The organism is Borrelia sp. HM (assembly GCF_019669085.1).
Lineage (GTDB): Bacteria > Spirochaetota > Spirochaetia > Borreliales > Borreliaceae > Borrelia.
This window is the reverse complement of the sequence record NZ_AP024401.1, coordinates 592,108-613,578: the sequence shown is the minus strand read 5'-3', so window position 1 is coordinate 613,578 and position 21,471 is coordinate 592,108. Positions and strand designations below refer to the sequence as shown.

The window sequence follows — 21,471 nt, the reverse complement described above, 5'->3', positions numbered from 1 at the left end:
TATGAACATAAACTATAACAGCATAAACAGCATAAAACTTGCTCTTAAAAATAAAAATATAGCTCCACGAAAAATATGGGGTCAAAATTATCTAATTAACGAATCAATAAGAGAAAAAATAGTAGATGCACTTGAAATAAAAGAAAACGAAAAAATTTGGGAAATAGGACCAGGTCTTGGAGCAATGACAATTATATTACTTAAAAAAACAAATTTTTTAACAGTTTTTGAAATTGATCCTAAATACTCAGAAATTTTAAATGAACAATTTGGTAAATTTAAAAATTTTAAGTTAAAAAAAGGTGATTTTTTAAAAACATATAAACAAGAAGAAAGTCAAAATATTAACAAAATATTTTCAAATCTACCTTATAACATCTCATCAAAAGTAATATCAATACTTATTGAAAATAAAATTTTAAAACACATGGTATTTACAGTACAAAAAGAACTAGCAGACAGAATGCTTTCAAAAGAGAGAAATAAAAATTATTCATCATTTACAGTATTAGTACAATCACACTTTAAAGTAATTAAAATAATGGATATAGATAAAAAAAATTTTTATCCAATACCTAAAGTACAATCAACAACTCTTAAACTCATTCCCTGCAAAAAAGATATTAAAAATTTCAACGAATTTAACAAATTAGTTAGGACAGTCTTTACGAGTCGCAGAAAAAAGCTTAAAAATACAATCATTAACTTTGTAAAAGATAAAAGTATTCTTCAAGAAGAGTTCTTAAAAAATTTTTTAGATAAAAGACCTGAAGAAATCTCTGTTAAAGAGTTCATCTTAATTGCAAACAAACTAACTACTGATCATAAAAGCACTTGTTAATACAATATCATCCACAGAACAACCTCTTGAGAGATCACTAACAGGATTTTGAAGACCTTGCAAAAAAGGCCCATAGGCTTTAGCAAAAGCTAATCTTTCAACAAGCTTATAACCAATATTACCAGACTCTAAATTAGGAAAAATTAATATATTAGCAGAACCAGCAACTAAAGAACCAGTACACTTTTTCTCAGCAACACTTTTGATCAAAGCTGCATCAACTTGAAGTTCTCCATCAATTAACAAATCTGTACACTCACTCTTAACAATCTCTAAAGCAGTTCGCACCTTTTCAACTTCTACAGAATTAGCAGACCCCTTAGTAGAAAAACTTAAAAGAGCCACTTTTGGTGGTAAATCAAAAATTTTTTTAAATGAATTTGCACTCTGTATTGCAATTTCTGCAAGCTGTACAGCATCAGGACTAATTATCACAGCACAATCGGCAAACATCAAAATTCCTTCATATCCAAAATAGGTTTTAATCTGACCAATATTATTCCCAGTATCTATAATCATAAAAGAAGACACAAATTTAGTATTTGGAAGTTTAGGGAGTACTATAAAAATACTTTTCAAAACTTTAGCAGAAGGTGTTAAAGCACCACAAACACAAGTCTTAATCTCACCAAGTCTAACCATCATCATAGAAAAAACAATTTCATCTAAAAGCTCTTCTTTAGCCTTTTTAAGAGTTAATTCTCTATTCTGTCGTAAACTACAATAATTATACAAATATCTATCAAAATCCCTAAAAGAACTAGGCTTTACAACCTTTACCATTGCCAATATATCATCCCCAGCTCCTAGTTCTTTTAATCTCTTAAAGATCTTATACTCACTCCCAATAAGCATAACAAGTCCTGCTAAGTTTTTCTTTAAAATATCAACAGTAGCTTTCAAAATTCTAATATCACTACTTTCAGGAAAAACTATACTAGCACTATCTCCCTTTTCCATTACAATTCTCTTTGCTCGACCAAATACATAATCTTTAAAATTAAAAGACCCCATTATAGCCTCCTATATAATATTTGTACTCATATACTAATAAAAACATAAAAACATAAATTTACTAAACAAAATAAATGAAATAAACTAGCATTAGTATTAAAATACGAATATAATACATCAAAAAAAGGAAAAATAAATTAAGTGAAAGTAAAAAAAAAGAACCTAATTACAGCTGCATTACCATATGTTAATAATATACCTCACCTTGGTAACTTAGTACAAGTTCTCTCAGCAGATGCTTTTGCAAGATATTCAAGAATGATGGGAATAGAAACACTTTATATCTGTGGAACAGATGAATATGGTACAGCAACAGAAACTAAGGCATTAATAGAAAAAATTACTCCTGAAGAACTTTGCAATAAATATTATGAAATACACAAATCAATTTATAAATGGTTTAACATCAAATTTGACATATTTGGACGTACAACTAATAAACACCACAAAAAAATTGTACAGGATTTATTTTTAAAGCTAGAAGAGAATGGCTATATAACAGAAAAAGAAAATAAACAATTTTTTTGTCAGCGAGATCAAATATTTCTAGCAGATAGATACGTAACAGGAGAATGCCCAAATTGTGGTCATAATGCAAGAGGAGATCAATGTGAAAACTGCTCTAAATTATTAGCTTCAAACGAATTAATAAATTCAAAGTGTATAATTTGCCAAAATACACCTATTTTAAAAACAACTAAACATCTCTATATTGATCTACCCAAAATACAAAAGAAACTTGAGCATTGGATACATACAACTTTACAAAATAAAAACTGGAATACAAATGCCATTCAAATGACAAATGCATTCTTAAGAGATGGTCTTAAACAACGAGCAATAACAAGAGATTTAAAATGGGGAATACCAGTACCAAAAAAGGAATATGCTAACAAAGTGTTTTACGTATGGTTTGATGCACCAATTGGATACATTTCAATTACAAAAGAAATCACAAAAGATTGGGAATCATGGTGGAAAAATAACGAAAACGTAAACTTAGTACAATTTATTGGAAAAGACAATATTTTATTTCACACTATTATATTTCCCAGTGTAGAACTTGGAAGTCAAGAAAACTGGACAATGCCATGCCACATAGCTTCAAGTGAATATCTAAATTATGAAAACCTAAAATTCTCAAAATCCGCAGGAACTGGAATATTTGGTAACGATGTCATGAACACTGAAATACCAGCTGATGCTTGGAGATTTTACATATACTATAACAGACCTGAAAAATCTGACTTTCAATTTACATGGGACGATTTCATGGAAAGAATAAATAGCGAACTTATTGGAAATTTTTCAAATTTTATTAACAGAATATTAACATTCTATAAAAAATTTTTTGGAGATAAAATAGATAAACTAGAAATAAAAGAAAACTTTTGGCAAGAAATTAACTTTAAATATGAAAGGATTTTAAATTTCTTTCAAAAAACAGAACTCAAATCAGCACTAAGAGAAATTCTTGAAATATCAAGAATAGGTAATAAAATATTTCAAGACAGAGAACCATGGAAAACAAAAGATAATACACCTAAAGAGACAAAAGAGCTACTATTAAACCTCATATATTTGATAAAAGACTTATCAATTTTAATCTCACCTTTTATACCACATACAAGTGATAAAATAAGAAATTTTTTTGGATCAAGTTATGAAATTTCTAACGAGTTTTTAGGAATAAATTTAGGTCTAGATAAAATTCATACTACAGAGGTACTATTTGCAAAGATAGAAAAACAATTAACTGATAGTTTAAAATCAAAATATTCAGGGGGTAAAAATATGCAAGATCAACAAATAGAGAGTCCAATAAAATTATTTAGCGAACAAATATGCTTAAAAGTTGTAAGAGTAAAAACAATAGAACGAAATCCAGAAGCACAAAAACTTTTTATTTTAAAACTTGATGATGGAACTCCTGATGGAAAACAAATTGTAAGCAGTATTGCTGACTATTATAAAGAAGAAGAATTAATTGGAAAACACATAATAATAGTTGACAATCTAAAACCTGCAAAATTTAGAGGAATAAGATCTGAGGGGATGTTAATTGCAACTGAAGATAAGAACAAAAATTTTAAGGTAATAATTGTAGAAGATTTTAAAGATAATCCTACTCCTGGAGAACGAATTATACTTGAGAGTGATATTAACAAAGAATTAAAGCATCCATCAAAAATCAGCGTAGATAAATTCTCTCAAACTCAAATTGTAGCAGAAAATGGAGAACTTAAAATCAATGGTATTAACCTAATATTAGAAAATTCTAAAGAAAAAGTACTATCTAGAGAAATTCCAAATGGAAAAATATATTAAGCTTTAATTAAGAGAAATTAATGGATATTAAAAAAATAGAAATAGAAAATTTAAATGAAAATTATCTTCAAAGCAAATTATGGACAATTGTCAAAAAGACTTCAAGCAAAAAAAGTCAATGGAAAGCCATAGCATTAAGCAGTAAGAATTTTAATAAAATTCTTATTATGCAAAGAAAGCTCTTTGGAAACTTTTATTTAAGCTATATAGCTCATCCAGAATTTTCAAATCAAAAAATTGAAGAGATTAACATTGAAGAGATTAATACTAAAATCACAAAATTTAGTGAAAAAATAAAACCATTTTTGCATAAAAAGACAATATTTATACGATATGATTTAATGTTTTACACCTCAAGAAATTTAAAAGAAGAATATAATCCAATAAAACTAAAACTTAAAAATCTCAAAAAATCATTTGATGATATACAACCTCCAAACACAACTATACTAAATTTAGACGATTCATTAGAAAACATTAAAGCTAAGATGAAAAAGAAAACAAGATATAACATAAATCTCAGTAGTAAAAAAAATATAACAGTTATTATAGATAATAAATTTAAATATTTTGATGAATTTTATAAACTTCATCAAGAAACAGCAAAAAGAGATAAATTTGCTATTCACTCAAAAGAATATATAAAAAATCTAATAAAAGCATTCAAAGAAGATGAAAATTCTAAAATCAAGCTCATAGTTGCACTATATAATGACAAACTAATATCTGGAATAATTGTTGGAATATATAAAGATAAAGCCACATACCTTTATGGTGCTTCAAGCAAAGAAAATAAACATTTAATGCCAAATTATGCAGTACAATTTAAAGCAATACAAATACTCCAAAGTCTATCAATCAAAGAATACGATCTTCTAGGAATTCCTCCAACTGCAAATGCAAAACATCCTCTATTTGGCTTATTTCAATTTAAAACTGGATTTGGAGGACAAATCATTCACAGGATTGGATGTTATGATTTTGTGTACCAAGAATTTTTATATAAAATTTATAGAATTCTTGAAGTATTAAGATATTTTTACTATAAAATTCTAAAGAAAAAATTTTAAGTCATAATGCGAACTAAATTTTTAAATTGATTTCCTCTATCAAATTCATTATTAAAAATCTCAAAAGAAGCACTAGCAGGGGAAAATAAAACTATGTCATTTTGAATAGAAACTTTCTTAGCATAACAAACACATTCTTTTAAAGAAGAGAAAATATAATAATTAATATTATTAACCTCTAAAAATTTAATAATTTTTAAAGTAGCACTTCCTCTTAATAAAATCCAAGTCTTCACCATGTTTAAAATCTCACTAAAAACTGAAAAATCAAGCTCTTTATCAGTTCCACCAACAATAAGATGAATAAAATTTCCGTTGACTTTTAAACTTTTAACAGACAAAACTGTAGAATCAGGAATAGTTGAGGCCGTATCATTATAATATTTTACACTCTCATATTCTCTTACAAATTCTAACCGATGCTCAATTCCATCAAAATCAGCCACAATATTAGATACATTCTCTAAATTCAAGCCTAAATAATTTGCAACAAAAACAGCAATCATTTTAGAGATCAATAATACAATTTTTGATTCACGAATAGCACTTATTTCTTCTTGATTTAAATAAATTTTTCCATCTCTAAAATAAAAAATATCATTTTCATATTTTAAAGGTACAGTTTCTGAGAATAAAACAACCTTGGACTTAGATTTAAATTTACAAAAATAATCATAATAAGCTTGTTCTTGTAAAATCAAAATTCCTGAATCTTGGCCTATAAAAATTTTAGACTTATCTTCTATATAACTATCAAAATTTGAATAATAATTTTGATGATCACGATAAATATTAGTTATTATGCTAACAATAGGATATAAATTGTTAAGATCATGCAATTGCCAAGAAGAAAGTTCTAAAACAATAGGCGATATTCCATCAAGTTCATCCAAAAAACTTAAAGGAGACAGTCCAATATTACCTCCAAGTTTAGAATTTGGATACTTAGAAAGCAAAATTTTATACAAAACAGAAGCAAGAGTAGACTTTCCCTTAGTTCCTGTAATAGCAATTATAGGATTTCTATTAAACATCAAAAACAAACTAATATCAGTCTCAATTCTTTTTGCAAGTTTTAAATACTTATTCTCAGCACTAACAGCAGGATTCTTAATAACAATATCTGCATTCTTAAAATCATACTCATCATGGTATCCTAAAACATATCGAATTCGATTTTTAAATTGCTCCAATAACTTAATGCTTAAAGCTAATTCTGACTCATTCTTTAAATCAGTAATTACCAAATTACCGCCATGTTTTAATAAAAACTCTGCAACAGCCAGACCTCCCCCATTAAGACCTAATCCCATAATTAAGAAATTTTTATCTTTTATCTGACTTAAACACACAATAAAAGTATTATAACAAAATAATTAGTTCATCCAATATACTTAACAAAAGCACAACATAAACCATAAAAACACTAAGCGAAATAATAAAATAATATGAACTACTTAAAAACAGTAAAGCACAAAACATAAATTAATATTCTGTAAAATCAAAATAAATTTTAAATTTATATTCTCATTTAATATCCCAATTATCATCACATAATATTGCTAAAAATTAATTCAGTTCCTCATAATGAATTTGTCTTATCCAATTATCCTTAAAAAAAACTATTAATATAAATATATTTTTAAAAACTTCTTCAAAATTTACAATAAAAACTATTAACGGTAATCTAAAATTTGTAAAAAAAACTAATAAATAAGCAACTGGCAATGTATAAAAAACAATTACTCCTATTTCAATATAGAAACAAATATTAGGAATTCCACTAGCTCTAAAAATACCAACAAGCGCCTGAGCTGTAAAACCCTTAAAAACAACAATACTTGAAAAAATAGCTATAAAAGTACCAACAAGTTCAGGAGAATCTAAATTACTAAAAATAATAGGAGCAATTTTAGATGTTAAAAAAAGAATAAAAGATACACACAATCCTAAAACAACTCCAATCACAGATAAAAATATTCCTAATGTTCTAATATGATTTTTATCCTTTACCATACGGTGTCCAATAATAACACCAGTAGCAAGTCCCATCCCATGCATAACAACAAAACATAAATCTAAAAAATTAGAAGCCACTGCAAAAGATGCATATTCACTACCTCCAAGCCTAGCATAAAAAGCATGCAAAATAGTTATACTTAAAACCCAAAAAACCTCATGTAACAAAACAGGCATCAGTATTCTTAAATAAGCTATTTTAATACTCTTTGAGATTAGAAAATCACCTCTTTTTAAATGATAATAAAACTTTGAATTTACAATGTTGTAAAAACAATAAAAGAAAAATTCAATAATTCTAGCAATTAAAGTGGCATATGCTGCACCATTTATTCCCATACTTAACTTAAAAATAAAGATATAATTAAAAATAATATTAGTTAATACAACCAATATAGTAACAATTAAAGGTATTTTAACATCTTTTATACTCTTAAAACCCATTGCAGACAAAAAAGAATAAGCCATAAAAAGATAAGAAAAAGAAACAATTTTTAAATAAGTCATTCCAAAATTCAAAGCTTCATTTTCTGCAATAAATAAACTAATAATCTCCTTTGAGAAAACAAAAGATACACAAAAGAAAATAATTCCAATTATTGTTCCAATCAATAAAGCATAAGCAAATGCTTGCTTAATATGTGCAAATTTTTTTTTAGACAAGGCTTGAGAAGCATAAACACTAAGCGTAGTCCCCAACCCAAAGATAACAATAAAAAAAAGAAAAGTTACCCTATTGGCAATAGAAACTCCTGTAACCTGAGCAGAGCCTAAATAAGCTATCATGTAATTATCAAAAAATGTCACTAATTGAAATAAAAAAGCTTCAAAAGCTGCAGGAATAGCTAAAATCAGTAACTCCCTCAATATCAAATTATAATTAAACTTTTTCAGCATACATTATTTAGTTTATCATTTTCGTAAATAAAATTTAAATTAACATTTATAAAACTATAAAATATTAAAACTACTCTTATAGTAAAAACAAACTATAATATAATTAATCTTGAATGGAATTACTAAAAATTTTTTCACTAACACTATTAATTAATAATTTAACTTTTCAAACAAAAACCATAATATCAAAACAAGATCTATCAATCTTACTTCAAACTACAAAAAATTTACATAAACCTTATCAACAACAAATAAAAGAAAATCCAATCCAATTTATAAAAGAGATTAAACCATTACTTGAAGCAGAAAAGAACGCTCTCTTAATACTTGTAAATAAAAAAACCCCAATTCCTAAAGGATATAACCCAACTGATTTGGTTTATCTAAAAGATTTTAGAGAACTAAAAAATATTGGAAAAGAAAACTTAAGAGTAAGAAAAATATTAATAGACGACTTAATAAATCTTATAAATGCAGGTAAAGAAAATGGTTTTCAAATAAAAATAACATCAGCATATAGAACAAAAGAATATCAAAATTTTTTATTTGAACATAATGTAAAAACCTACGGAAAAAAGATAGCAAGAATCCAATCAGCGCTTCCCGATCACTCACAACATCAATTAGGAACAACCATAGATTTCATTAAAATAGATGATAATTTAATAAATACAAAAGAGGGTAAATGGCTTTATGAAAACTCATTAAAATATGGATTCTCATTATCATATCCAAAGAATCACGAAAAAGAAACTGGATATAAATCAGAACCTTGGCATTATATGTATATTGGCAAACAAGCATGTATGATTCAAAAAAAATACTTCAACAATTTACAGTATAAGCTTCTTGAATTTTGGAATGAAAATAAAAGAGAACTTGCAAAGTTAATTCAAAAATATACAGACTAATACTAACTCTCTTTATCAATAAATCTTAAATATGAAATTAAAAGATTATCAAGTAATTTAATATCTGATTTATTATACAAAGACTTATTTAAAAAAAACATATCGAGTTCTTCCCTAATTAAACTTATGTCTGTCCTATTTTCAATGAAATCTGCTATTTTAAGCTTTAAATAACCAGTTTGCTCAAGTCCAAATAAATTTCCAGGACCTCTTAATTTGAGATCTTCCTCTGAGATTTTAAATCCATCTATATTTTCCTTTATAGTCTTTAATCTAAACTTTCCAGCTTCTGTTAAAGGTTCTTTATAAAGCAAAAATAAAAAAGATTTTAAACTGCCCCTACCAACACGCCCCCTAATCTGATGTAAAGTAGAAAGTCCAAAACGCTCAGCATGTTCTACCACCATGCAAGTCGCATTTGGACAATCAATACCAACTTCAATAACACTTGTTGCAACTAAAATATCTATCTTTTTTAAATAAAAATCCTGCATAATTTCTTCTTTAACATGCGATTCAAGCTTAGAATGAATCATTACAACAGAATATTCAACGAAAATTTTTTTAAGTATTAAACACATACTAGTCGCATCTTTTAAATCAAACTTCTGTGAAGATGATATTAAAGGATAAACAAAATAAACTTGATGCCCTTTTGCAAGTTCATTCTTTAAAAATTCATATACCTTTTCTTCATTTCCATGTTTAGCCAAATAGGTAGTAACAGGTATTCGACCTGAAGGACTTTTCTTAATTAAAGAGACTTCAAGATCACCAAAAAGAGTCAAAGCTAAGCTTCTAGGAATTGGAGTTGCTGACATTAAAAGAACATCAACCCCTTCTCCCTTATTTTTAAGTTCTTCTCTTTGCTCAACACCAAATTTATGTTGTTCATCAATAATAACATAGGCTAACTTTTTAAATTTTGTTTCTTGAGAAAAAATAGCATGAGTTCCAATGACTAAACTATAAAACCCATTTTTAAGTTTTTCTATAACATCTTCTCGATCTCTCTTCTTCAAACTACCAGTTAAAAAAGCCATGGGAATATTAAAATCTTTTAATATATTTGACAAATTATTATAATGTTGCTTAGCTAAAAGATCGGTAGGAACCATTAAAGCAACTTGATATCCAGCTTCAACTAAAGGAATACTAGATAAAAAAGCAACGAGTGTTTTTCCACACCCAACATCACCTTGTAACAATCTATTCATTGGCTTACTGCCTTTAAGGTCATTAATTATTTCATCAATTGCAACTTCTTGATCTCTTGTAAGCTTAAATGGAAGTTTTAAAATAATCTGATCAAGCAAATTCCTTGATAAATACCTCTTATCACGCAAAAAAACCTTAGAATTTTTCCCCCTTGAAAAAAACTGAAGTAAAAAAATCTCTCTATAAATTAAAGTTTTTTTTGCTCTATCAATCATTTCAAAAGAACTTGGAAAATGAATTTCATTTAAAGCTTCATAAAAAGGTAACAATGAATATTTATTTATAAAAAATTCAGGCATATCTGATTGACCAAACTTTAAAAAATAATCAAGAGCTTCTTTTATATAAGAGGAGATTTTTTTAGAACTTAGTCCCTCACTAAGAGAATAAACCGGAGCAATTTTATTAAATTTTTCAGGATTATAACTAAACACTTCACTATCAAAATTGGAACAACTCCACATCTGAGTATAATCGTTATAATTGAATTTAGAATAAATAAAGAATTTTTGACCTATCTTAAAAATTCCCTCTAAAAATCCCCTATTAAAAAGAAGAATTTCGAATATCTCACCATTTTCACTTTGAGCTATCATTTTTAAATTTTGTTTATTAACATTATTTCCAAACTTTTTATGTTCTAAAATAGTACAAATTGTCATAAGTTCACAATTTCTAATTTCTAAAGGATCTGGGAAAGATTTTATATTTTTACGATCCTCATATTTTCTAGGGAAATATTCTATTAGTTCTTTAATATTTGTAATTTGAAGATTGCTTAATTTAGCAATCCCCTTCTTACCAAGACCACTTATACCTTGTAAATCATACTGAAACTCATGCAAAAACATATAAAATTACTAAAAAGGCAAGTAAATCCCTAATATCCTAATAGCTTGTACAGTTTGTTCAAAAATAATTATAAATGCCGTTAATAATGATCCTGCTACAATTAAATTAAAAGTATAAGACATATTTTGGTCTGTAACTATATTTTTTATTTTAAAAGATAAAGGAACTAAAAAGGAATCAACACTTCTCATAAAATCAGTATCATCAAATAGATGCAAAAATAAAAATATTAATCTTAAAACAAAGAAAAAAATCATAGTAACAAAAATACTTCTAAATATTCCCCAAATCTCAACAATAAACAATATAATAAATGTAGAAAGCTTATAATCACCATAAGACAACATTTCTTGAGATATTGTAAGAGTAATTAAAGCTGCAACTGGTGAAAAATCATATATACCAAATCTAAAAAACTTAATCCTTCTAAAAACAGACAAAAATGGCTCTGTTACATTATATATAAATCTAAAAAACATACTAGTATTAATTCCTGAGGATATAAGCCAACTAAGCAGAATTCTAATCAAAATTAAAATCCTGTAAATATTTAATAATATAATTAAAGTCTCTATCATAAACAAATAATCCCCCTAATCACACCAAACATCTTCTACTATTTCACTAGACCTTAATGCATTAAGCTTAAATTCATCAGGTTTAAAATTTAAAGTTAAATTCATTTTTAGCTTAAAACTTTTATCATCATTTTTTAAATAAAGATAAACATTTGAAAATCCAGTATTATCTTCAAGATTCAAAATTTTATCCTTTAAAGAATAAAGAAGATGCGAATCATTTAATCTTTCACTAAAAAGTTTAATATAAAGATTATTAATCTTATTAAAAGAAATCTCATTAATACTTAAAATCTTTTCAGCAATTATTGAAAATTTATCCCTATTAAATGTAAGCTTACCTATAACACCAATCACATCTCCCTCAATAAATAAATGTTTATATTTTTCATAATTTTCAGTAAACACTACAATGTCCATTGTACCTTTGAAATTCTCAATAACAGCAAATGCCATTCTAGCATTATTTTTCTTAGTATGAATAACCTTTATCGAATTTAAAATACCAGCAAATTTAACAATACTATCCTTTTTAATAGCCAAATCTTCTAAAATGTTTAAATCTGTAAAATACTCTATTTCTGTTTTATAAGGATCAAGAGGATGTCCAGATACATAGAAACCTAAAAGTTCTTTTTCAAATCCCAAAAGTTCAAGATAAGAATATTCTTCAAATATATCATAACTAAAACTTTTATAAGCAACATCTTGTGCTTCAAAAGTAGCAAACAAACTATTTTGACCAAACCTTTTATCATTCTTATCTTGTGTTATAACATCTATTAATCTGTCAAGATTTTCAAAAAGGGTTCTTCTATTTTGACCAAGGCTGTCAAAAAGTCCAGACTTTATTGCAGCCTCAAGAAATTTTTTATTTATAACTTTATCATCTACTCTTCTAACAAAATCTTCAAAAGACTTATATTCTCCATTCTCTTGTCTCTCAGAAATTATAAGATCCACCATTGAACCACCAATATTCTTAATCCCATTAAGACCATAAGAAATCTTACAATCTACTACACGAAACTCTTTAAAAGACTGATTTATATCAGGTTTTAAAATATCTATTCCGATTAATTTTGCTTCTTCAATGTAATAGGAGAGCTTCTCAGTGTTATTAATCTCATTTGTTAAGTTTGCAGCCATAAAATCCTCAGGATAATTAGCCTTAAGATATGCTGTTTGATAAGCTATTAAAGAGTATGCAGCTGCATGAGATTTATTAAATCCATAATTAGCAAAAGGCTTTAAAAGCTCAAATATATCCTTAGCAAGACTCTCATCATAACCCTTGCTAATAGCACCTTTTATAAAATCAACCTTCATCTTATTCATCTCATCTTCTTTCTTCTTGCCCATTGCACGCCTTAAAATATCTGCTTTTCCAAGAGAAAATCCACCAATAATCCTTGCAACTTCCATCACTTGCTCTTGATAAACAATAACTCCATAAGTCGGCTTTAAAACATCTTTTAGATCTGGATGGGGATATTTAATCCGCTTAGTCCCTGTCTTAGCTGAAATAAATTGAGGTATAAACTGCATAGGCCCTGGACGATAAAGAGCATTTAAAGCAATTAAATCTTCAATACTATCAGGTTTAGCTTCCCTTAAAACTTGCTGCATACCTTCAGATTCAAACTGAAAAACAGAAGCACTACGTCCCTCAGCAAGCATCTTAAAAGTTTTAGGATCACTATCAGAAATATTAGCAATACTAAAATCAGGATTAGTAATCTTAATGAGATCTTCTGCATTCTTTATCAAAGTTAATGTCTTAAGCCCAAGAAAATCCATCTTTACAAGACCACAGTCTTCTAATAAATCCATGGTATACTGTGTAGAAACTGTGTTTTGCTTATAATCTTTATAAAGTGGAACATAATCTGTTAAAGTGGTTCTTGCAATTACAATACCTGCTGCATGAGTTGAAACATGCCTATTCATACCCTCAAGAACAAGTGCTGCATTCATCAATTCATTATAAAGAGGACCCTTATTTAAATAAGTCCCCAAAGCTCCATCAGTAAAAACTTCTCTTAAACAAACCTTAGGACCATCAGGAATAAGCTTAGTAAGTTCATTAGATTCAGAAAAAGGAATATCTAAAACTCTTCCCACATCCTTAAACACAGCTTTAGGTTTTAAAGTTCCAAAAGTAATTATCTGTGCAACTCTATCCTCACCATATTTACTTGTAACATACTTTATAACCTCATCTCTACCTTCAAAGCAAAAATCAATATCAAAATCAGGCATAGATACACGCTCAGGATTTAAAAATCTCTCAAAAAGCAAATTGTATTTCAAGGGATCAATATCTGTAACTCTAAGAGCATATGCAACAATAGAACCAGCACCAGAACCACGCCCAGGACCAACTGGAATACCATTATCATGAGCAAATTTAATAAAATCCCAAACAATTAAAAAATATGCTTCAAATCCCATCTTAATGATTGTCGAGAGTTCATAAAAAGCACGTTCTTTAATACTATCACTTATATTGTCATATCTAAATTTTAAACCTTCAAATGTCAAATATTCCAAATACTGACCAAGAGTAGAAAATTCACTAGGTACCTGATATTCAGGAAAAATAGGACCTGGAAATTGAATCTCAAATTCATCACATTTTTCAGCAATTTTTAAAGTATTTGCTAAAGCTTCTGGCAAATCCTTAAATAGTTCACACATCTCTTCTTGAGATTTAATGTAAAATTCATCTGTCTCCATTTTAAGTCTATTGGGATCACTTATCTTAGAACCAGTTCCAATGCATATAATAATATCTTGAGCTTTTGCATCTTCTTTATTTACATAATGAGAATCATTAGACACAGTTAGTGGAATATTAAGTTCTCTAGAATAATCTATTAATTTTTCATTCACTATATCCTGTTGCTTAATGCCATGACGTTGAAGCTCGAGATAAAAATCATCACCAAAAACAGTTTTAAACCAAAGAATTTCATTTTTTGCGTCATCAAATCTACCTGCAATAATTAATTGGGGAATAATGCCACCAATACATGCAGATGTGCAAATAAGCCCCTTAGAATATTTTTCAATGTCACTCTTATCTATCCTTGGACGATAATAAAATCCCTCAAGATAAGAAACACTTGTTAGTTTCAATAAATTCTTATAGCCTAACTCATTCTTTGCAAGAAGAATTAAATGATAATAAGGTTTTCCAAGTTCATCATTTTTCTTTATATGCTTTGAATTACTTGACATATAAGCTTCAATGCCAATTATAGGCTTTATTCCAGCTTTTTTTGCCTCCCTATAAAACTTAATAGCACCAAAAAGATTACCATGATCTGTTAATGCAATATGAGACATATTGCATTTTTTTGCTTTTGCTATAATATCTGTAATCTTGGCAGCCCCATCTAAGAGAGAATAATCTGAATGAACATGCAAATGAACAAATTTAACTTTTAAATCCATATCCATACTTATTTTATCAAAATAAAATCTAATTTTTAATAGGAATATCTTAACCTAAAGCAAAATATTGAATAATAAGCATTATTGGTACAAATAAATTATACAATAATCCACATTCAAGCCTAATACAACCTGTTTGAACTACCACAAAAAGAGCTAATTTATATTTATAAAAATATAAATTATTAATAATATATATAAACAAAATAACATAAACTTAATAATTATGGATTTAAAAAATTAAAGACATGCTTTTACTAACCCTAAAAAAAGTTTAGCAGGATTCTCTAATCTTGTAATAAGCTCAGGATGAAATTGACAAGCTACAAAAAACTTATTATTAGATATTTCTATTATTTTAACTATACTAAAGTCTTTAGAAAATCCAGATACAACAAGACCATGCTTATTTAATAAATCAAGATAATCATTGTTAACCTCATATCTATGCCTAAATCTTTCAACAATCACTTCACTCTCATAAAGTTTAAAAGCAAGAGTACCCTTCTTTAAAAAAACAGGATGTCCTCCAAGTCGCATTGTAGCACCCTTATCTTTTAGTTCTCTTTGACCAGGCAATAAATGAATCACAGGACTAATAGATTTGCATGTAGCACTATCTTCAGACAAATTCTCCTCAGTATCAGCATTAAGTATTCCACAAACATTACGAGCAAATTCAATTACTGCAAGTTGCATACCAAGACAAATGCCAAGAAAAGGAATATTATTTTCGCGAGCATATTTAATTGCACGAATTTTACCTTCATACCCTCTAACTCCAAAACCACCAGGAACTACTATACCATCTATATTTTTCAACATCCCCTCATTAAAATTAGTACTATCAATTATAGTTGTTTTAATCAGTATGTCTAAATTAGCAGATACATGGGTTAAAGATTCAAATATCGATGCATAAGAGTCACCAAGCTCAGTATATTTGCCACAAATAGCAATATTTACTATCTTCTTAGGAGATACAAGATTTTTACTTATTACATTAACCAATCTATTAAGACTATCTATCTTAGGCTTAACATTTATTTTTAATCTTGAGCCCAAAATTTCATGTAATCTTTGTTTATAAAAACATATAGGAATTTCATAAATAGTAGGAACATCAATATTATCAATAATAGAGGAAGCATCAACATTACAAAACATAGCTATTTTATGTCTTATCTGCTTTGTCAAAAGTTGAGAACTTCTTGCAATAATTAAATCTGGAAAAATTCCAGCCTTATTTAACGTCTTTACACTTTGCTGAGTGGGTTTAGACTTTTGTTCATTTATCCCAACAGGATTTGGAATATAAGTCAAATGAACAAAAGCAATATTATCAATACCAATTTCATATCTTATTTGTCTCATTGTCTCAATAAATAAAATATTTTCCATATCTCCTACAGTACCACCAATTTCAATCACTAAAAGTTCACTGTCCTCATCTTTAGCAATCTTAAAAATAGTTTCTTTAATCTCATTAGTAACATGAGGAATAAGCTGTACAGTACGTCCTAAATATTTTCCTTGTCTCTCATTTTCAAGAATATTTTTATATATTTTTCCCATTGTAATGTTCCAGTTAGACTTAGAATTCAGATTTAAAAATCGCTCATAATGACCAAAATCCATATCCACTTCTCCACCATCATTTAGAACAAAAACTTCTCCATGTTCAACAGGATTAATAGTACCAGGATCAGTATTTAAATAACCATCACACTTAATTGGTGTTATCTTCAAATCATCCTTAAATAACCTTGCAATACTTGCAGATGTAACTCCCTTACCTATCCCAGAAATTACACCACCTGTTACAACCAAAATCTTTAGATTATCTATCATTAACACCCTCCACAATAAATTCAAATAACCAATGCAAAACTTAAAATACTTTATAAATACAAATCTTTAACATCATAATCTTTTAAAAGAATAAAATAAACACAAAAAACTTATAACACTATCCATAAACATGACTTACAAAAAATTTTTATTAAAATGTTATTTTAATAAAAATTATAGCTATGAAAATCAATAACCACTTTATTTAAATAGGTAGTAATTAACAATAATAGATATATACAACAGATAAAAATCCCAATAACAAAAAAAATAGAATTGCAAAAAAAGATACTAATCTTAATGAAATACTTAAACTAAACTTAATATTGAAATTACCCAAATTTTTAAGAAGAAAATATGCATAACTATATATAAATCCTGAAAAAAGCATGAAAATAGCCATCAAAAAATAATTTCTTTTACTAAAAAAAATAAAGTGACATTTAATCTTAAATAAATAGCCATCAACAAAAAATATAACAAAATAAAAAAAGATAATTAATAATGCTGAAAATATGCTACCAATAATCATAGCCTTAAAAAAAGGATAACTTTTAAACATGATTCTAGACAACAAAAACATCGAAAACATTATTAAATATACAACATAAGTAGACCCAAAAAATTGAACAATATGATATGGAGAAAAATAAAACACTTTAATTCCTAAATGAAAAATCTTAACTAGCAACAAAATTAAATTTAAACTCGTATAAAAACAAGATACTAAAAATAAAGGCAAAATAAATAAAAATTGAACTAAAACAAACAAATATCTCTCTAAAGTTGAAACGGGTAGAGATAAATAAAATATATTTTCATATACATCATGAATCGATTTATAGTGATCAAACATCCTGTATATCGAAACAATATAAAATATAATGCCAAAACTTAATAACAAAACAGCTTTGTCATTAAATATAAAATAAAAGAAAAAAGTAGACCCAAAAATTTCTACAAAAAAATGAATCAAAATAAGAGCTACGAAAATTGAAATAAAAAAGTAAAAATATAATTTTTTATTATGATAAAAATCAAAAATAAAAAGGTTTAAATATCTCTTTAAGCTAAACATCTTCTAAATCCTTTAATTGATTGCTAGTAATATATAAAAAGAAAAACTCAAGATCAACATCATTATCACAAGTCCCACTCTCAAAATAAAGTACCTTAAATCCACCTTTTACTTCTTCATAATAAAGCTCTTCCCCACTTAATTTATCTACAATCTTAACTTTATAATTACTTTTAATATAAGAAACTGAATTTGAAAAAAGAATATTATTATCGCCAATAATAGTTAAATGATCTACTATATCTACCAAGTCTCTAACATTATGCCCTGTAAAAAAAATTATTTTGTCCTCTAACCCACTGACAATACTTCTAAAAATACTCTTTGAAGCAATATCAAGACCATTTGTTGGTTCATCAAATATCAATATAGGTACATCTGTAGCAATAGCAAAAGCAATAACACTCTTTTTCTTTTGACCGTATGAAGAATGAGCAAATTTTAGATTGACATCTAGCTCAAATTTGAATAAATATTCCATAAAATCGTTTTCTTTAAAATTTGAATAAAATCTATACAAAGATTTATAATAATCATTTAAAGAAATATTGGGTAATTTAAAGTCTTCAGGTACAAAAAATAAATTCATTAAATTTAAAGGATCTCTTGGAAAAACTTTTGAAGAATTTAATAAAACTTCCCCCTTTAATGCATTTAACATTCCACTAATAAGTTTAAGTAAAGTAGTTTTGCCCATACCATTCTTCCCAATAATCAGATAAGTCTGTGGTTTTGAAAAGCTTACGTTTAAACCAGAATAAACTTCACTCTTACCATAAGAAAACGAAACATCTATAAATTCTATTTTCAATTAAAACTCTCCTTTATACTTATTGTAAAAAGAGTCTATAATAAATACAAGACCAAAAACAATTATTTGAAAATATTATAAATAATCAACAAATAATGGAAATAAATCTCACAATAATACGCCAAACCTTCAACATGCAATTATTGCCACAATTTGACAATCTTTAACAAAAGGCATAAGGAAATGATGCATCAAACAATATAGTTAAAAAGCTTAAACGATTTGCAACATATTTTGCAGTAAAAAGATTTCAATGTACTATATAATACAAACTAAAGAAATAGATAAATCAACCCAACAATAAGGAGTTTAAATGATTAAAATAATTAGCCTTGGGGGTGGAATAATCAATCCTGATCAAATCAATATAGAATACATTAAAAATTTTAGAAATCTTATCTTAAAATGGTTAGAAGAAAACAATAAAAGAAAAATCATTTTAATTACAGGAGGAGGAAAAACAGCAAGAAAATACCAAGACGCTTACAAACAAATTAATCCTAAATTTAAAAATTATGAACTTGATGAGATTGGAATAATGGCAACTAAATTAAATGCTAAACTTATTAGCAAAGCAATGCAACCATTCTGCATTGATGATATTGTCAGCGATCCTACCCAGGATTTCCATTTTAAAGGACAAATATTAGTTGCATCAGGATGGCAAGCAGGATTCTCAACAGATTATGTTACTGTAAAGTTTGCCGAGAAGTTTAACTCAAATGAAATAATTAATTTAACAAATGTAAATCAAATTTATGATAAAGATCCAAAAAAATTTGACGATGCAAAAGGATTAAAAAATATTACCTGGCAAGCATTACAAGAGATTGTTGGAAAAAACTGGGAACCTGGATCAAATCTACCATTTGACCCAATAGCAACTAAATTAGCATCAAAGCTTGGCATTAAGGCATATGTAGTTAATGGAGCTGATCTTAAAAACTTAAAGAAAGTTTTTGATCAAAATGATGATTTTTTAGGAACTATTGTAGTAAAATAAAAGCTATTACCACCGGTATGGCGAAATTGGTATACGCGTCAGACTCAAAATCTGATGAAGGCAACTTCATGTCGGTTCGACTCCGACTACCGGTATTTAGATGTTTCTTAAAGCAATTATATTTATAGCAAAAAATCCAAATACAAATTGATATAAAGCTTAAGTCAAACATTTAAAGCATTAAGGCTTTCAATAGCATCCTTATAAATTATAATAAGATTCATTAGATCATTTTCAGTAATGTATTCATTAATTTTATGAGCCGTACTATCTGATTCTTTAAATAATGGACCAAAAGCAACACAATTATTTAAAGCTCTTGCATAAGTTGCACCACCAATAGAAATAGGCATAGCATCGCTATCTCCTGTAAAATTTTTATAAATTTCAATTAAAGACTCAACAAACTTTAAACTAGAATCAACATAAAGAGAATCAAGATAAGACACTTCATGATAACTTAAAGAATACAAATTTAAAGCTTTTTTTATTAAATCTACTAATACTTCTCTTTTATAACTTACAGGATATCTCATATCAAAAGATAAAATCTGATTATTAGATGTCTTAGACAAACGAATTTTTGTTAAACAAAGAGTAAGCTTTCCAGATATTGAATCCTCTAGGACTTCATTAAATAATTTTTCTCCATTAATAGTAAAACTTATTTTATCTTTAAAAAAGTTGATAAAATTAGCTTTTATGCCTACTAAAGACTCAATAATAGTTAGCGCATAAGGAGCAACATTAATACCAAGTTCAGGCAATGAAGCATGAGCAGAAATTCCATGAATTATAACATTGTTCTCAAAAAATTTATATTTAATCTTACCTTCAAAACTATCAAGTAAACCTCTAAAATCACATTTATTAGAATCACCAAGCTCAAAAATACACTCATCAGGAATCACATTGTAGCCAGTACCAAGCTCAAAATTCATAAAGAATTTTTCATTACTAATAACATCAAACTGCAATAACCCTTTCTCAGCATTAACAACAGGAAAATAACCATCAGGTGTAAAAGCAATACTAGGAATCTCCTCTTTAATCTTATATTGCTCAATACAACGCCATGTTGTTTCTTCATCCGTTCCAAAAATTACTCTAAACCTTTTATTAAAAAAAATACCCTTTGAAATTAACAATTTAAAAGCATAAAGAACAGCCATCAAAGGTCCCTTATCATCTAAAACACCCCTAGCATATACCTTTCCATTTCTAAAACTAAGCTTAAAAGGATCTGAATGCCAATTAGAAATATTTCCAGCATCAACAATATCAATATGAGTCAAAATACCTATAAGTTCATCTCCTTTTCCTATATCAGCAAAACCATAATATCCATCACAAGCTTTATAAACTTCAAAACCAATATCTTGAGCTATTTCTAAAACTTTGTCCAAACATAAATCAATCTGTTCTCCAAAAGGTTTATTTTGTAAAGGAAAAGATATAACACTATTAAATTTGATTAACTCTTCTAAATGAAAATAAAATTGTTCTTTTAACTTGAAATTCATAACGTAATAAACCTTAAA

Annotated in this window: 15 protein-coding genes and 1 tRNA gene; 6 read left to right on the top strand and 10 right to left on the bottom strand. The window is 27.3% G+C overall.

Annotated features, from left to right (window positions below; all coding sequences use genetic code 11):
* The first annotated feature begins 1 nt into the window (after nt 1).
* Nucleotides 2–841, top strand: a complete 840-nt coding sequence (gene rsmA / locus K5563_RS02915; protein ID WP_221037499.1) for a 16S rRNA (adenine(1518)-N(6)/adenine(1519)-N(6))-dimethyltransferase RsmA — start codon at nt 2–4, stop codon at nt 839–841.
* Here the strand turns inward: rsmA and pta are convergent.
* Nucleotides 812–1,855 (bottom strand): phosphate acetyltransferase, encoded by a 1,044-nt coding sequence (pta, locus tag K5563_RS02910; protein ID WP_221037498.1) that lies wholly within the window; start codon nt 1,853–1,855, stop codon nt 812–814. The genes rsmA and pta overlap by 30 nt on opposite strands.
* Before the next feature lie 141 nt (nt 1,856–1,996).
* On the opposite strand from pta, the gene metG reads away from it, so the two are divergent.
* Together metG and K5563_RS02900 are read left to right on the top strand one after the other, a co-directional pair.
* Nucleotides 1,997–4,183 (top strand): methionine--tRNA ligase, encoded by a 2,187-nt coding sequence (metG, locus tag K5563_RS02905; protein WP_221037497.1) that lies wholly within the window; start codon nt 1,997–1,999, stop codon nt 4,181–4,183.
* A gap of 20 nt (nt 4,184–4,203) precedes the next feature.
* A complete protein-coding gene (locus K5563_RS02900; protein ID WP_221037496.1) occupies nt 4,204–5,253 on the top strand; it encodes a peptidoglycan bridge formation glycyltransferase FemA/FemB family protein in 1,050 nt (349 codons plus the stop codon).
* On the opposite strand, the gene murD is transcribed toward K5563_RS02900, so the two are convergent.
* Both murD and K5563_RS02890 read right to left on the bottom strand, forming a co-directional pair.
* Nucleotides 5,250–6,605 carry a UDP-N-acetylmuramoyl-L-alanine--D-glutamate ligase gene (gene murD / locus K5563_RS02895; RefSeq protein WP_221037495.1) on the bottom strand — a complete coding sequence of 452 codons (1,356 nt, stop codon included), beginning with the start codon at nt 6,603–6,605 and terminating at the stop codon, nt 5,250–5,252. The genes K5563_RS02900 and murD overlap by 4 nt on opposite strands.
* Before the next feature lie 217 nt (nt 6,606–6,822).
* Nucleotides 6,823–8,169, bottom strand: coding sequence for an MATE family efflux transporter (locus K5563_RS02890; protein WP_221037494.1), 1,347 nt, complete (start codon nt 8,167–8,169; stop codon nt 6,823–6,825).
* Between the two features lie 113 nt (nt 8,170–8,282).
* On the opposite strand from K5563_RS02890, the gene K5563_RS02885 reads away from it, so the two are divergent.
* Complete coding sequence (locus K5563_RS02885; protein ID WP_221037493.1) at nt 8,283–9,080, top strand: M15 family metallopeptidase; 798 nt, start codon at nt 8,283–8,285, stop codon at nt 9,078–9,080.
* A gap of 2 nt (nt 9,081–9,082) precedes the next feature.
* Here K5563_RS02885 and recG read toward each other — a convergent pair whose 3' ends face one another.
* The 6 genes from recG to K5563_RS02855 all read right to left on the bottom strand — a co-directional run bounded on the left by recG (nt 9,083) and on the right by K5563_RS02855 (nt 18,927).
* Nucleotides 9,083–11,149 (bottom strand): ATP-dependent DNA helicase RecG, encoded by a 2,067-nt coding sequence (recG, locus tag K5563_RS02880; protein ID WP_221037492.1) that lies wholly within the window; start codon nt 11,147–11,149, stop codon nt 9,083–9,085.
* Between the two features lie 9 nt (nt 11,150–11,158).
* The gene (locus K5563_RS02875; protein WP_221037491.1) at nt 11,159–11,728 is read right to left on the bottom strand and encodes a YggT family protein; all 570 of its coding nucleotides are present in this window, start codon (nt 11,726–11,728) and stop codon (nt 11,159–11,161) included.
* A 15-nt stretch (nt 11,729–11,743) separates the two neighbouring features.
* The gene (dnaE, locus tag K5563_RS02870) at nt 11,744–15,187 is read right to left on the bottom strand and encodes a DNA polymerase III subunit alpha (protein WP_221037490.1); all 3,444 of its coding nucleotides are present in this window, start codon (nt 15,185–15,187) and stop codon (nt 11,744–11,746) included.
* Nucleotides 15,188–15,427: 240 nt separating this feature from the next.
* Complete coding sequence (gene pyrG / locus K5563_RS02865) at nt 15,428–17,038, bottom strand: CTP synthase (glutamine hydrolyzing) (RefSeq protein WP_221037489.1); 1,611 nt, start codon at nt 17,036–17,038, stop codon at nt 15,428–15,430.
* Nucleotides 17,039–17,258: 220 nt separating this feature from the next.
* Nucleotides 17,259–18,116, bottom strand: coding sequence for an ABC transporter permease (locus tag K5563_RS02860; RefSeq protein WP_221037488.1), 858 nt, complete (start codon nt 18,114–18,116; stop codon nt 17,259–17,261).
* The gene (locus tag K5563_RS02855) at nt 18,109–18,927 is read right to left on the bottom strand and encodes an ABC transporter ATP-binding protein (protein ID WP_221037487.1); all 819 of its coding nucleotides are present in this window, start codon (nt 18,925–18,927) and stop codon (nt 18,109–18,111) included. The genes K5563_RS02860 and K5563_RS02855 overlap by 8 nt, the downstream gene beginning before the upstream one ends.
* A 313-nt stretch (nt 18,928–19,240) precedes the next feature.
* Between K5563_RS02855 and pyrH the strand changes: the two genes are divergently transcribed.
* Both pyrH and K5563_RS02845 read left to right on the top strand, forming a co-directional pair.
* Nucleotides 19,241–19,930: a UMP kinase gene (gene pyrH, locus K5563_RS02850; protein ID WP_221037486.1), complete on the top strand. Its 690-nt coding sequence runs from the start codon at nt 19,241–19,243 to the stop codon at nt 19,928–19,930.
* 11 nt (nt 19,931–19,941) lie between these two features.
* A tRNA-Leu gene (locus K5563_RS02845) sits at nt 19,942–20,025 on the top strand.
* A gap of 69 nt (nt 20,026–20,094) precedes the next feature.
* Here K5563_RS02845 and K5563_RS02840 read toward each other — a convergent pair.
* Nucleotides 20,095–21,453, bottom strand: coding sequence for a Sapep family Mn(2+)-dependent dipeptidase (locus tag K5563_RS02840; protein WP_221037485.1), 1,359 nt, complete (start codon nt 21,451–21,453; stop codon nt 20,095–20,097).
* Nucleotides 21,454–21,471: the final 18 nt, after the last annotated feature.